The sequence below is a fragment of the Streptomyces sp. TAA486 genome (assembly GCF_000426165.1).
Map to the genome: position 1 here is coordinate 1 of NZ_AUEV01000021.1, position 14,536 is coordinate 14,536.

The 14,536-nt window shown below is 70.7% G+C and carries 12 protein-coding genes; 6 read left to right on the forward strand and 6 right to left on the reverse strand.

From position 1 onward, the window contains the following. The 5 genes from I004_RS0125790 to rarD all read left to right on the forward strand — a co-directional run. On the forward strand, positions 1-600 hold a 600-nt coding region (locus I004_RS0125790; RefSeq protein WP_028437864.1), incomplete at its 5' end, for a histidine kinase. A gap of 140 nt (positions 601-740) precedes the next feature. Continuing rightward, entirely contained in the window at positions 741-1,424 is a 684-nt protein-coding gene (locus tag I004_RS0125795) for a response regulator transcription factor (RefSeq protein WP_486580316.1), read from the forward strand. A 236-nt stretch (positions 1,425-1,660) separates the two neighbouring features. Beyond that, a complete protein-coding gene (locus I004_RS0125800) occupies positions 1,661-3,643 on the forward strand; it encodes a 2-oxoacid:acceptor oxidoreductase subunit alpha (RefSeq protein WP_028437866.1) in 1,983 nt (660 codons plus the stop codon). Next, positions 3,636-4,745 (forward strand): 2-oxoacid:ferredoxin oxidoreductase subunit beta, encoded by a 1,110-nt coding sequence (locus I004_RS0125805; protein WP_028437867.1) that lies wholly within the window; start codon positions 3,636-3,638, stop codon positions 4,743-4,745. Before I004_RS0125800 ends, I004_RS0125805 begins: the two co-directional genes overlap by 8 nt. 195 nt (positions 4,746-4,940) lie before the next feature. Then, entirely contained in the window at positions 4,941-5,990 is a 1,050-nt protein-coding gene (rarD, locus tag I004_RS36075; RefSeq protein ID WP_051345443.1) for an EamA family transporter RarD, read from the forward strand. Here rarD and I004_RS0125815 read toward each other — a convergent pair. The 4 genes from I004_RS0125815 to I004_RS0125830 form a co-directional block, all read right to left on the reverse strand. After that, entirely contained in the window at positions 5,980-6,888 is a 909-nt protein-coding gene (locus tag I004_RS0125815; protein ID WP_028437868.1) for an ABC transporter permease, read from the reverse strand. The two genes, rarD and I004_RS0125815, sit on opposite strands and share 11 nt — an antisense overlap. Beyond that, positions 6,875-7,840 (reverse strand): ABC transporter ATP-binding protein, encoded by a 966-nt coding sequence (locus I004_RS0125820; RefSeq protein ID WP_028437869.1) that lies wholly within the window; start codon positions 7,838-7,840, stop codon positions 6,875-6,877. The genes I004_RS0125815 and I004_RS0125820 overlap by 14 nt, the downstream gene beginning before the upstream one ends. 108 nt (positions 7,841-7,948) lie before the next feature. Further along, entirely contained in the window at positions 7,949-9,292 is a 1,344-nt protein-coding gene (locus tag I004_RS0125825) for an outer membrane lipoprotein carrier protein LolA (RefSeq protein WP_028437870.1), read from the reverse strand. Positions 9,293-9,688: 396 nt separating this feature from the next. Continuing rightward, positions 9,689-10,702: a polyprenyl synthetase family protein gene (locus I004_RS0125830; protein ID WP_028437871.1), complete on the reverse strand. Its 1,014-nt coding sequence runs from the start codon at positions 10,700-10,702 to the stop codon at positions 9,689-9,691. Between the two features lie 405 nt (positions 10,703-11,107). On the opposite strand from I004_RS0125830, the gene fahA reads away from it, so the two are divergent. Next, positions 11,108-12,316 carry a fumarylacetoacetase gene (fahA, locus tag I004_RS0125840; protein WP_028437872.1) on the forward strand — a complete coding sequence of 403 codons (1,209 nt, stop codon included), beginning with the start codon at positions 11,108-11,110 and terminating at the stop codon, positions 12,314-12,316. A gap of 68 nt (positions 12,317-12,384) precedes the next feature. On the opposite strand, the gene I004_RS0125845 is transcribed toward fahA, so the two are convergent. Both I004_RS0125845 and I004_RS0125850 read right to left on the reverse strand, forming a co-directional pair. Next, complete coding sequence (locus tag I004_RS0125845) at positions 12,385-13,161, reverse strand: FadR/GntR family transcriptional regulator (protein WP_158677099.1); 777 nt, start codon at positions 13,159-13,161, stop codon at positions 12,385-12,387. A gap of 5 nt (positions 13,162-13,166) precedes the next feature. Next, entirely contained in the window at positions 13,167-14,516 is a 1,350-nt protein-coding gene (locus I004_RS0125850) for an enolase C-terminal domain-like protein (RefSeq protein ID WP_028437874.1), read from the reverse strand. Positions 14,517-14,536 lie beyond the last annotated feature (20 nt).

The following is a 14,536-nucleotide window of genomic DNA, read 5'->3' on the forward strand; positions in this document are numbered from 1 at the left end:
TCGGTGGTCGACACCGCGGCCGCGGACCTGCGCCGCATCGAACGCGACCTCCACGACGGCGCCCAAGCACGCCTCGTCGCCCTCGCCATGGACCTCGGCCTCGCCAAGGAAAAACTCCTCGAAGACCCCGAAACAGCCGCCGCCATGGTCGGCGAAGCACACGGCGAAGTGAAACTCGCCCTCCAAGAACTCCGCGACCTCGCCCGCGGAATCCACCCCGCCATCCTCACCGACCGCGGCCTGGGCCCCGCCCTCTCAGCACTCGCCGCACGCTGCACCGCCGACGTCACCGTCACCGTCGACCTCGACACCCGCCCCGCCCAAGCCATCGAAGGCATCACCTACTTCACCGTCTCCGAACTCCTCCAGAACATCAGCAAACACTCCGCCGCCCACACCGCACGCATCGACCTCTGGCGCACCCACGACCGACTCCTCCTCCACGTCACCGACGACGGACACGGCGGCGCCAACACCACCACCGGCACCGGACTCGCCGGACTCACCGAACGCCTCACCGCCGTCGACGGCCTCCTCATCATCAACTCCCCCACCGGCGGCCCCACCACCATCACCGCCGAACTCCCCTGGCGTGACTGACCCGCGCCCGTACCGGAGCGGGGCGGCAACCTGCCGCCCCGCTGCCGCGTCCCCCCGTCCAGCGGCCCGGCTTCTGGAATGCTGAGCGCGTCGCAGGCGTCTTAAAGAGCAGTCCGCAGCGAGAAACCGGGGGGCCGTGAATGGCGAAGGACGTGGAGGACAGGGTGCGCGTGGTCATCGCCGAGGACTCGGTGCTGCTGCGCGAGGGCCTGACCCGGCTGCTCACCGACCGGGGCCACGAGGTCGTCGCGGGCGTCGGGGACGGCGACGCCCTGGTCAAGACCGTCGCCGACCTCGCCGCCGCGGGCTCGCCGCCGGACGTGGTGGTCGCGGACGTACGGATGCCGCCGACCCACACGGACGAGGGCGTACGGGCCGCCATCGCACTCCGCGAGGCCCACGCCGACCTGGGTGTCCTGGTGCTTTCGCAGTACGTGGAGGAGCAGTACGCGACGGAGCTGCTCGCTGGCTCCAGCAGCGGAGTGGGCTACCTGCTCAAGGACCGCGTGGCCGAGGTGCGGGAGTTCGTGGACGCGGTGGTCCGGGTCGCCCGTGGCGGCACGGCGCTCGACCCGGAGGTGGTGGCCCAGCTGCTGGGCCGCAGCCGCAAGCAGGACGTACTGGCGGCGCTGACCCCGCGCGAGCGGGAAGTGCTGGGGCTGATGGCGGAGGGCCGTACGAACTCCGCGATCGCACAGCAGCTCGTGGTCAGCCACGGCGCCGTCGAGAAGCACGTGAGCAACATCTTCATGAAGCTGGGTCTGTCACAGAGTGACGCTGATCACCGCCGCGTGTTGGCGGTGCTGACGTACATCAACTCCTAGTCGCGCCGGCCGCGGGCCGCCGCAGGCCCCCGGCAGGACCGGCATCCGGCCGGCGGCGCCCTGAGCAGGGCGTACGGCGGCAGGCGCAAAGGAGGAGGAGAGTCGCACAGGGTACGGATCCGGAGGCCATCGGGCGTCTCAAGGGCTCGTCCGCGATGTGGTCACTCCAGGGAAGGTAACCCTTACCGACGTACGATGGCTGGCGAGCACGCCGCCTCGAGGAGGTCCGATCCACCGTGACCAACCAGGTCAACAGCCCGGCCGGACAGCGCCCGGGCGCCGATGAACCCGTCGCCGGGACGAACGGCTCCGACGCCGTCGATGCCGTCGGCGTGAACGGGGGCGCCCGCCCTGCTTCCGGCAAAGAGGTGCGGCGCCTGGAACGCGTGATCATCCGCTTCGCCGGTGACTCGGGCGACGGCATGCAGCTGACCGGAGACCGCTTCACCTCGGAGACGGCCTCCTTCGGCAACGACCTCTCGACGCTGCCGAACTTCCCGGCGGAGATCCGCGCCCCCGCGGGCACGCTCCCCGGCGTCTCCTCCTTCCAGCTGCACTTCGCCGACCACGACATCCTCACGCCGGGCGACGCGCCCAACGTCCTCGTCGCCATGAACCCCGCGGCGCTGAAGGCGAACATCGGCGACGTGCCGCGCGGCGCGGAGATCATCGTCAACACCGACGAGTTCACCAAGCGCGCCATGGCCAAGGTCGGCTACGACGTCAGCCCGCTCGAGGACGGCTCGCTCGACGGCTACCGGGTGCACGAGGTGCCGCTCACCACGCTGACCGTGGAGGCACTCAAGGAGTTCGACCTCGGTCGCAAGGACGCGGGCCGCTCGAAGAACATGTTCGCCCTGGGCCTGCTGTCGTGGATGTACAACCGTCCGACCGAGCAGACCGAGCACTTCCTGCGGACCAAGTTCGCCAAGAAGCCGCAGGTGGCCCAGGCCAACATCGCCGCCTACCGGGCCGGCTGGAACTTCGGCGAGACCACCGAGGACTTCGCCGTCTCCTACGAGGTGGCGCCGGCCACCACCGCCTTCCCGCCCGGGACGTACCGGAACATCTCCGGCAACCTGGCCCTCGCGTACGGGCTGATCGCCGCCTCCCAGCAGTCCGAACTGCCGCTCTTCCTCGGCTCGTACCCCATCACCCCCGCCTCGGACGTGCTGCACGAGCTGTCCAGGCACAAGAACTTCGGGGTGCGCACCTTCCAGGCCGAGGACGAGATCGCCGGCATCGGCGCCGCACTGGGCGCGGCCTTCGGCGGCGCGCTCGGCGTGACGACGACCTCGGGGCCGGGCGTGGCGCTCAAGTCGGAGACCATCGGCCTTGCGGTCTCGCTGGAGCTGCCGCTGCTGATCGTCGACATCCAGCGCGGCGGCCCCTCAACGGGTCTGCCCACCAAGACCGAGCAGGCCGACCTGCTTCAGGCCATGTACGGACGCAACGGCGAGGCTCCCGTGCCGGTCATCGCGCCGTCCACGCCGGCCGACTGCTTCACCGCGGCCCTGGAGGCGGCGCGCATCGCGCTGGCCTACCGCACTCCGGTCTTCCTGCTCTCCGACGGCTACCTCGCCAACGGCTCCGAACCGTGGCGCGTACCGGAGACCGGTGAACTGCCGGATCTGCGCGTGCAGTTCGCCCAGGTGCCGAACCACCGTCTCGACGACGGCACCGAGGCCTTCTGGCCGTACAAGCGCGACCCGCAGACCCTGGCGCGGCCCTGGGCCGTCCCGGGCACGCCCGGCCTCGAACACCGCATCGGCGGCATCGAGAAGCAGGACGGCACCGGCAACATCTCCTACGACCCGGCCAACCACGACCTGATGGTGCGTACGCGTCAGGCCAAGATCGACGGCATCGACGTCCCCGACGTCGTCGCCGACGACCCTGACGGCCTCGCGACCACGCTCGTGCTGGGCTGGGGCTCGACCTACGGGCCGGTCACCGCGGCCGTACGCCGGCTGCGCAAGGACGGTCAGCACATCGCGCAGGCACACCTGCGCCATCTCAACCCGTTCCCGTCCAACCTCGGCGCTGTGCTGAGGCGTTACGAGAGGGTGATCATCCCCGAGATGAACCTGGGCCAGCTGGCCACCCTCATCCGCGCCGAATTCCTCGTCGACGCCCACTCCTACACCCAGGTCAACGGCATGCCCTTCAAGGCCGAACAGCTCGCGACCGCACTGAAGGAGGCCTCCCTCGATGACTGAGACGACCGGGACGCCCCGGGAGAGCCAGGCTCTCTCGCTGGTGCCGAAGGCCGAAGCCGAGCAGAGCATGAAGGACTTCAAGTCCGACCAGGAGGTGCGCTGGTGCCCCGGCTGCGGTGACTACGCCGTGCTGGCCGCCGTGCAGGGCTTCATGCCGCAGCTCGGCCTGGCCAAGGAGAACATCGTCTTCGTCTCCGGGATCGGCTGCTCCTCCCGCTTCCCGTACTACATGAACACCTACGGGATGCACTCCATCCACGGCCGTGCGCCCGCCATCGCCACCGGCCTCGCGAGCACGCGGCGCGACCTGTCGGTGTGGGTCGTCACGGGCGACGGCGACGCGCTGTCCATCGGCGGCAACCACCTCATCCACGCGCTGCGGCGCAACGTGAACCTGAAGATCCTGCTCTTCAACAACCGGATCTACGGGCTCACCAAGGGCCAGTACAGCCCCACCTCGGAAACGGGCAAGATCACCAAGTCGACGCCGATGGGATCGCTGGACTCCCCGTTCAATCCCGTCTCGCTGGCGCTGGGCGCGGAGGCGTCCTTCGTGGCGCGCACGGTCGACTCGGACCGCAAGCACCTCACGAGCACGCTGCGGGCGGCGGCCGACCACCACGGCACCGCGCTGGTCGAGATCTACCAGAACTGCAACATCTTCAACGACGGTGCGTTCGAGGTCCTCAAGGCTGCGTCTGATCCAAAAGCGGGGCAGCAGGCCCAGGAGGCGGTGATCCGCCTGGAGCACGGCGAACCGATCCGCTTCGGGGCTCCCGGCGAGGACGGCCTGGGCTCGAAGGGCGTCGTGCGCGACCCGGCAACCGGTGACCTGCGCATCATCGACGTCACGGAGGAGGGCGGCGACGGTGTGCTCGTGCACGACGCGTACGCGGAGTCCCCGACGACGGCGTTCGCCCTCTCACGGCTGGCCGACCCGGAGACCCTGCACCGCACGCCGATCGGCGTACTCAGGGACGTGAACCGGCCCGTGTACGACGCGGACATGAACACGCAGCTCGAGGCGGCCGTGGAGAACCAGGGCAAGGGAGACCTCGGGGCGCTGCTCGCGGGCAACGACACCTGGACGGTCGCCGGCTGACGCGAGCGTTCAACTCGGGCGCGGCCCTTCCGGATTCCGTCCGGAGGGGCCGCGTCTCGCTGTGCGGCCGTGCCGCTGCCCGGCCCTACCGCACTGTCAGTACCGTCATGTGAAACGGAGATGACAGTTGCTTTCCGTGGGCGTTACCGTCGATGCGGCATCGGCGGCCCTTCCGAGACCCGAGGAGGACGGTTCGTGGGAACCCCAGGCGACCAGCGCACCGGCCTTCTCCACGGCTTCGCGGCCTATGGCCTCTGGGGGATCCTCCCGCTCTACTGGCACCTGCTGGAATCCACCAACCCCGGCGAGGTCCTCGCCCACCGGATGGTGTGGTCCCTGCCGACGGCACTGGTGCTGCTCGCCGTGCTGCGGCGCTGGGCATGGATTCGTCCGCTGCTGCGGCAGCCCAAGCGGCTCGGCCTCGTCGTCGTCGCCGCCGCGGCGATCTCCGTGAACTGGGGGCTGTTCATCTGGTCGGTGAGCGTCGGCAGGGTCCTGGAGTCCTCACTCGGCTACTTCATCAACCCGCTGGTCTCCATCGCCTTCGGCGTGCTGCTGCTGCGTGAGCGGCTGCGCCCCGCGCAGTGGACCGCCGTGGGCATCGGCGCCGTCGCGGTGGCCGTCCTCAGCGTCGGGTACGGGGAGGTGCCGTGGCTGTCGATCGCGCTCGCCCTCTGCTTCGCCACGTACGGGCTCGTCAAGAAGCGCATCCTGCTGGACGGTGTCGACAGTTTCAGCGCCGAGACCGCCGTCCAGTTCCTGCCCGCCATGGGCTTCCTGATCTACCTCGGCGCCAGGGGTGAGGGCTCCTTCATCTCCGGCGGCGTGGGCCACGCCTTGCTGCTCGCCGTCTCCGGTGTGGTCACGGCGGTTCCGCTGATCTTCTTCGGGAGCGCGGCCGTGCGGCTGCCGCTCTCCACGGTCGGGCTGCTCCAGTACGTGGCGCCGGCGCTGATGTTCGTACTGGGGCTGCTGGCCTTCCACGAGGAGATGCCGCCGGAGCGCTGGGCCGGATTCGTTCTGGTCTGGTTCGCGCTGTGCGTGCTCACCTGGGACGCCCTGCGCACCAGGCGCCGGGCCCGCGAGGAGCTGCGGAAGGCCGCGGCGCGCGCGGAGGAGTCCGCGGCGACCGGGGACCGGACCCCGGCCCCTTACCCGTCTTCCCCGTCTTCCTCGAAGGCCGCCCCCGCGTCCTCCCCGGCGGCGCCCTCGTCCCCGTCCTCGCAGCCCTGCTCTAAGCAGTGATGTCGCGGATGGTGAACCGCGCCCAGGCCGCGGAGCCGAACACGGCCGTGTACAGCGCCTGGAGGCCGACGTTCTTCACCAGTTCGTCCCAGTAGACGGGGTCGCGCAGCAGGTCCGCGAAGCTCAGCCAGTAGTGCGGGAAGAGGTAGGGCTGCACGGCGTGCAACTGCGGGATGGTGTCGACGATCTGAACCATGAGCAGCAGGCCCACGGTGGCGGCCATCGCGGCGATCCCACTGTTCGTGAGCGTCGAGATGAACAGGCCGAGAGCGGCCAGCCCGGCCAGTGAGACGGCGACGGCCACCGCGATCGCCAGCGCCCGCAGCAGGCCGTCCGAGAGGGAGACAGTCGTCCCCGACAGCAGCGTGACCTCCCCGAGCGGGAAGAGGACCGCGCCCGTGGCCAGGGCGAAGACCGCGACGACGAGGGTCGCGGCGAAGCAGAAGACCATCGTGCCCGCGTACTTCACCAGCAGCAGCCGCGTGCGTCCCGCCGGAGCCACCAGGAGATAGCGCAGCGTTCCCGCGTTGGCCTCGCCCGCCACCGAGTCGCCCGCGACGACGCCGACGGTCATCGGCAGGAAGAAGGGCAGCGTGGCGGCGAGCGAGGTGAAGACGAGGAACAGGCCGTTGTTGGTGATCTGCGAGATGAACGCCGGTCCGCCGCCGTCGCCTCCGCCGCCCGAACCCCCGTCCCCCGTCTCGATCTTGACCGCGATGCCCACCAGCACCGGGATCACCGCGAGCACACCCAGCAGCGCGACGGTGCGCCAGCGGCGGAAGGTCGTGAGCAGTTCGCTGCGCAGCAGACCGGACGTGCGCAGGCGGCCCTTCTCCTCCTGCGGCGCAATCGTCCGGGGAGAGCCGGAGACACCGCCGATGAGATCAGCCCGCGACATCGAAGCCCTCCCCGGTGAGCGAGACGAAGACGTCCTCCAGCGACGCGCGCCTCACGCCGAAGCCCCGCACGCGGACCCCGGACCGTACGAGCGCCGCGTTCAGTTCGGCGAGATCCGGCACGCCGGCCGCCTCCGTCAGCGGAAGTTCGCCTGTGACCTCGTCGCCGAGCACCGTCAGGTCGACCACGCCGTGCTCCTTCAGTACGCGCGCGGCATCGGCGCCGTCCGGTGTGGTCACGGTGAGCCGTCCGCGGGCGTCCGCCGACATCTCGGCGACGGTGCCCTGCGTGACGAGCCGTCCGCGGTTCATCACCGCCGTGTGGGTGCAGACCTGCTCGATCTCGTCCAGGAGGTGGGAGGAGAGGAAGACGGTGGTGCCGTCCTGCGCCAACGCCCGTACGAGTGAACGGATTTCACGCATGCCCTGTGGGTCGAGACCGTTGGTCGGCTCGTCCAGCACCAGCAGGTCGCGCGGCTTCAGCAGAGCAGCGGCGATGCCCAGGCGCTGCTTCATACCGAGTGAGTACGCCTTCGCCTTCTTGCCCGCCGCCGCCGAGAGCCCCACACGCTCCAGCGCGCCCTCGACCCTGGCCTTGCGGGTACGGGGGTCGGCCGTGGGGTCAGCGGCGTCGTAGCGGTGGAGATTGGCGCGCCCGGAGAGGAAGCCGTAGAGCGCGGGACCCTCGATGAGCGCACCGACGCGCGGCAGCACCCGCCGGGCCGTTGACGGCATCGGCTCGCCCAGCACGTGTACGGCGCCCCGGGTGGCGTCGATGAGGCCGAGCAGCATGCGGATCGTGGTGGTCTTCCCCGAGCCGTTGGGCCCGAGGAAGCCGAAGACGCTGCCGCGCGGCACGGCCAGATCCAGCCCGTCGACCGCGAGTTGACCACCCCGGTAGCGCTTGCTGAGCCCGCGCGTCTCGATGACCGCTGCGTGGGACGGCTGAGCCATGGCGCTCCCGTGGTCTGTCGGTGTACCTGCCTCCGCGGCGGTCCGTCCCCACCACCCGGTACGGGCGATGGGGACGGACCGCCGTTCACGACTTACCGAAGGAGGAGGTCACTTGGCAGCGGCGTCGGCGGCCTTGATCAGGCCCTCCTTCGTCACGGCGCCCACGTAGACCTTTCCGTCGTCCGTCATCAGGGCGTTGACGAGCCGGGTGTGGAAGATCCGTCCGGTACCGAAGTCGCCCTTGGCCTTCTCGGTGAAACTGTCGAGGAGCTGGCCGGCCTGCGGCGACTTGCTGTCCTCGCCGCCGGGCGCCGGGGCGCCGGGCATTCCGCTCGCCCCGCCCTTCCCCATGTCGATCTCGGCGACGGAGCCCCAGCCCTTGCCGAGCGTCTTCAGCCCGGAGAGGCCGAGCCCCTCGCCCTTCTCGAAGTCCTTGAACTTCTCGCCCTTGCCGTGCTTCTGGAGCTTGTCGAACCTCTCGGCGGCTCCCGGCTCGCCCGGGTGCTCGCGCTGTGCCTTTCCGTGCGGCGCCTCGGTGACGTCGGTGCCCTTCGGCGGCTTGAAGTCGAAGGTTCCGGCGTCCGGCTTGCCGAAGTCGACCTTGGTGTAGCGCACATCGACGACCGGCTCGCCACCGCCCTTCGGGGCGAGGGTGAATGTCAGTGGTGTGCCGTTCTCCGCGTCGACCGCGATCCGGATGGAGTCGACGGTCGAGTGCTGGGCACCCTTCGGCTTGATCACGAGCTGGTATGCGTCACGGCCGGCTACCTGCGCCGTACCGTCGACGGTCACGGAGGTGGAGTCGTCCGCCGCCTTCAGCGCCTGCTTGGCCGCCTCCTGCGGTGTGACGTCGCCGATCCCGTCACCGCCCGGCATCCCGCCATGGCCCTTGCCGTGCTTGCCGTGCTTGCCGTGCTTGTCGGCGGCGCCCTTCGGTGCCTTCGCGTGGAAGGCGGAGTCGGAACCGCTGTCGTACGTCCACACCTCGTCGCCGTTGTGGATGACGCTGTACTCGGACGCGTCCTCGACGACGGAGACGCGCTGCTTGTCCGGACCGTCCGCGGCGACGCGGAGGGTGTGCTCGCCGGAGGCGAGCTCCATCAGCTTCTCCTGGGGTTCGGCCACCCCGCCCTTGCCGCCGCGCTCGCCGTCACCGTGCGGGCCGCCGCCGAAGAGGCCGCCGCCCTGCTTTCCGCTGCCGCCGGCGGAGCCGGGCAGCTCGGGGAGGCCCAGGTCGGTGCTGATCTTCACGGTGCCGGACATGTGCTGGGTGTCGGACGCGGCCATCTTCGCCACCAGCTCCTCCGCCGAGATCTTCGGCAGATCGGGGGCACCGACGTCCGCGAGCGCCGGGACGAGTCCGATGGTCACCGCGGCGATTCCCGCGACGCCGACCGGTATCCCGTACCGGACGGCCTTCCTGCCGGATGTCCTCGGTTGGATCTGTGCCATGTCGTGCCCTACCTCCGGGTCGGTGGCCGGTCCTGTACGTGCACTCGTCCGTCCCCTGCCTTCGGCGGGGAGACCCCACGCCTGCCTTCGGCGGGGAGACCCCACTCCTGTTCGGCCATTGTCCCCGAATTCCACGGGAACGTGCGGGGTGGAGTCTCAATGGCACCAAACCGGTGAGCGATTGGCGTCCCCCCGGGGAGGCAAGTCCGCGTACTCCTGCGGGTGGAGAGGCGGCGGCGCATGTCCCCCGTGCGGAGGCCCTCCGATGGGGGTCATCCCTGAACCGTTCAGGCGGCGCACGGTGAACGGCCGACCGGCGTGCGGACACAAACGCCGCAGGTGACGCAGCCTTTGCGCAGAGGTTGACGCGGCGTCGTACCCGGGTGGGGCGGACCCTCAGGCGGCGCGGTGCACGACGGCGTCGCACAGCTGCGAAAGGGCCGCCTTGGCCGCGCAGTCGGGCAGCGGCATCAGCGTCTGGCGCGCCTCGTTCGCGTACCGGATGGTGTCCTGTCGGGCCTGCGCCAGCGCGGGGTGCGCCCGCAGCCCCGTCAGGGCCTCGGCGTGACGGGCGTCGTCCGTCAGATCACCCTCGAGCAGTTCGAGCAGCGCCCGGTCCTCGGCCGTGGCCTCCGGCGAGGCGGCACGTGCCTGGAGGTGGAGCACGGGGAGGGTGGGGATGCCCTCGCGCAGGTCCGTGCCGGGCGTCTTGCCGGACTCGTGGGAATCGCTGGCGATGTCGAGTACGTCGTCCGCGAGTTGGAAGGCGGTGCCGACCCGCTCCCCGTACTGGGTGAGGATGGAGACGACTCTCTCGTCCGCCCCGGCCATCAGCGCCCCGAAGCGTCCGGCGACCGCGATCAGCGAGCCCGTCTTGCCCGCGATGACGTCCAGATAGTGCTGCACCGGGTCGCGGCCCTCGCCGGGACCGGCGGTCTCCATGATCTGGCCGGTTACGAGCCGCTCGAACGCCTCCGCCTGGATGCGGACGGCCTCGGGGCCGAGGTCGGCGAGGATGTGGGAGGCGCGGGCGAAGAGATAGTCACCGGTGAGCACCGCCACCGAGTTGGTCCAGTTGACGTTGGCGCTGGGGACTCCGCGCCTCACGTCCGCCTCGTCCATCACGTCGTCGTGGTACAGCGTCGCAAGATGGGTCAGCTCCACGACGACGGCCGAGGGCACCACGCCGGGCGCGTGCGGGTCGCCGAACTGTGCGCCGAGCATCACCAGAAGAGGCCGGAAGCGTTTCCCGCCGGCGCGAACCAGGTGCTGCGCGGCGCCCGTTATGAACGGGACGTCGCTCTTCGTGGCCTCGAAGAGGCCTTCTTCGACAGCAGCCAACCCCGCCTGGACATCGGCTTCGAGAGCCTTGTCCCGCACGGTCAGTCCGAAGGGCCCGACTTCGGTCACGAGGGGGTTCTCCTGTCTGCATACGACGAAGGAGCGAACACGGGAACGCTCACTGCTTTCACTTTCCGGTCGTCGCCATCACGGGCAGCGTATCCGGTCACGTGTCGATCTCCGTGGGCGCGTATGCCCTGACGCACATGGGCCCGCGGCGGAGCGTCCCCGGGTCCGGCGGTGCGCCGTTCTCCCCGGTCCGCCGCTCGCGTTCGCACCGGGTCCCGCCGGGCCCTCGACGCCCTCCGCCGTACGGGAGCCCTTGGGCGAACGGCGCCGCGGCGGTGCCCGTACGCTGAGCTCGCCCGTGACCGGCGACGATCTCGAAGGCGAGGCACTGTGACAGACGCGAGCCCTCCCCCACAGCCACGCGTGGGGTGGGGTCTCCCCGGCGAAGCCAGGGGAAGTACCCCCATCGACCTGCCCGAGGGCGACCCCTTCGGCCCGGACAACCTCCCGTACGGCGTGTGCACCACCCCCGAAGACCCGCACCGGCCGCACATAGTCGTGCGCTACGGCGACCACGTCCTGGACGCGGGCGGTGCTGCGGAGGCCTTCGGCTCGCCGCACACGGGTCTCCTGCGGCAGCCGCTGCTGGGGCCCCTGATGGCGGCGGGACGTCCCGTGTGGCAGGCGGTGCGCGGGGAACTGCGCGAGTGGCTGACCGCGCCCGGGCACCGGGAGACCGCGAGCCGGTTCCTGCGGCCTTTGGCGGACGTGACGATGCGTCTGCCCTTCGAGGTCTCCGACTACGTCGACTTCTACGCCAGCGAGCACCACGCCACCAACGTCGGAAAGATCTTCCGGCCCGACAGCGCCGCACTGCCCGCCAATTGGAAGCACCTGCCCATCGGCTACCACGGCCGCGCCGGCACCGTCGTCGTCTCCGGCACCCCGGTCGTACGGCCCAAGGGCCAGCGCAAGCCGCCCACCGAGGACGCACCGGTCTTCGGCGCCTCGCGGCGGCTCGACATCGAGGCCGAGGTCGGCTTCGTCGTCGGCACGCCGTCCGCGCACACCGACAGCGTTCCGCTCTCCGGATTCCGCGACCACGTCTTCGGCGTGACGCTCCTCAACGACTGGTCGGCGCGCGACATCCAGGGCTGGGAGTACGTGCCGCTCGGTCCTTTCCTCGGCAAGTCCTTCGCGACGTCCGTCTCCGCGTGGATCACTCCGCTCGACGCCCTGGACGCCGCCCGGACGGCACCGCCCGCCCGCGACGTGCCAGTGCTGCCCTACCTGGACGACTCGGCCGAGCCGGAGCCCGGCGGCATCGATCTGCGCATCACCGTGAGCATCAACGGTCACGCCGTCTCCGAGCCGCCGTTCTCCGCGATGTACTGGACGGCCGCGCAGCAGCTCGCGCACATGACCGTGAACGGGGCCTCGCTCCGCACCGGCGACCTCTACGCCTCGGGCACCGTGAGCGGGCCGGAGCGCTCGCAGCGCGGCTGCCTGCTGGAGCTGACGTGGGGCGGAAAGGAACCCCTCGAACTGCCCGACGGGAACCGGGGGTTCCTGGAGGACGGGGACGAAGTGACGCTCTCCGCATGGGCACCCGGACCCGGCGGCAGCCGCATCGGGCTGGGCGAGGTCACCGGCACGGTGCGTCCCGCGCGGTAGGGGCTCAGGCGTGGCGCGCCGGGGTCCCGCCCCGGTGCGCGCTCCCTGCCGCCCGGACTTCGCGGGCCTCAGCCCAGGGGTTCTCCGGGGGCCTCCCGCACCGCGTCGAGGCGCTCGCGCACCCACGCCTCCACGTCGTTGACGTGGCGGCTCGCCGCCGCATAGGCGCCGAGGCTGTCACGGGCACGCAGTGCGCCATGGATATCCATGTGCTGCTGATGTGTCCAGGCGAGGACGTCGGACTTGACCAGCGCCCGCCAAGTGCGGGCCCTGGCCGTCCTGTTGCTCACGGACGAGACCAGCGACTGAAGGGTGCGGTTGCCCGTCGCCGCGACGATCTCGGCGTGGAACGCCAGGTCCTCGCGGACGAGTTCGCGAGGATCCTGCATCGTCCGCATGCGCTCGATGCGCTCCAGCAGCCCGTCGAGTGCGGCGTCGTCGATGCGGGTCGCGGCGATGGCGGTGGCTCCGGGCTCCAGCACCTTGCGGCACTCGAGCATCTCGTCCAGTGCGGTGTCCTGGGCGAGATCGAGGAAGCTGCCGATGGCGCTCATGAGCCGTTCGGGACGCAGGTCGGTGACGAACGTGCCGTCGCCGCGCCGCACTTCGAGGACTCCGGCCATGGCGAGCGCCCGCACGGCCTCGCGCAGCGAGGGACGGGACAGCTCCAGTTCACCGGCGAGCACCGACTCGGGAGGCAGCCGGTGCCCGGGGGCGAACTCGCCGCTCCCGATGCGCTGTTTCAGGCGGCTGATCGCCACGTCGACGACGCTGCCGACGCCGTTCGCACCCGGATGGCCGGCTCCGCTCACGTCGCCGTCCTCGCCGGCTCTGTCGGAAGTCATGCCGGTCAGGATGTCACCGTGGCCGCGGCGTCGCTCCACACCGGTCCGTCCGGGAAGCGGTGGGCCTCCAGCGTCTCGCGGCGGATCTGCGCGCTGTAGCCCGGGGCTTCGGGGACGCGGTAGCGGGAGCCCTCGACCCGTACCGGGTCGTGGAAGTGCTCGTGCAGGTGGTCGACGTACTCCACGACGCGGTCCTCCATGGAGCCGCTGACCGCCACGTAGTCGAAGACCGAAAGGTGCTGCACCAGTTCGCACAGGCCGACGCCGCCGGCGTGCGGGCACACCGGTACGCCGTGCGCGGCGGCCAGCAAGAGGGAGGCGACCGCCTCGTTGACTCCGCCGAGCCGGCACGCGTCGATCTGGCAGATGCCGATCGCCTCCGCCTGGAGGAACTGCTTGAACATCACGGCGTTGTGGGCGTGTTCGCCGGTGGCGACGTGGACGGGGGCGATGCGGCGCTGGATGGCGGCGTGCCCGAGCACGTCGTCCGGGCTGGTCGGCTCCTCGAACCACCAGATGTCGAACTCCTTGAGCGCGTCGGCCCATTCGATGGCCTCGTCGACGCCGAGCGTCTGGTTCGCGTCGATCATCAGACGGCGGTCGGGGCCGATGATCTCGCGGGCGATGCGGCAGCGGCGCACGTCGTCGTCGATGTTGGCGCCGACCTTCAGCTTGACCGAGTCCCAGCCCTGCTCGACGGCCTCACGGCACAGGCGCGCCAGCTTCTCGTCGTCGTAGCCGAGCCAGCCCGCACTGGTGGTGTAGGCGGGGTAGCCGTGCTCGCGGACGTACGCCTCGCGCTCGGCGCGACCGGGCACCCGCGAGTCCAGAAGCTCCAGGGCCGCCTCGGGTGTGAGCGCGTCCTTGAGGTAGCGCCAGTCGACGAGGTCGACGATCTGGCGCGGGGTGAAGTCGGCCAGCAGCTTCCACACGGGCTTGCCCGCGCGCTTGGCCGCCAGGTCCCAGCCGGCGTTGATGACCGCGGCCGCCCCGAGGTGGATGGCGCCCTTGTCGGGGCCGAGCCAGCGCAGCTGGCTGTCGCCGAGGAGGTGGCGCGAGAAGCCGCCGAGGTCGCCCGTGATCTCGTCGACGGACATGCCGATGGCGCGGCGGCCGATCGCCTCGGCGGCGCCGACCGCCAGATCCGTTCCCCGGCCGATGGTGAACGTGAACCCGTGCCCCTCGGACACCTGCTCCCCGTCGCCTGCCGTTCCGTCGCCGTCGTCGCCGACGTGCAGGATCACGTAGGCGGCGGAATAGTCGGGCGCCTCGTTCATGGCGTCGGAGCCGTCGAGGGCCTGCGAGGTGGGGAAGCGGACATCGATCGTCTCGATGTCGACGATGCGGGCGGTCATCGGCACTCACTCCTGATACG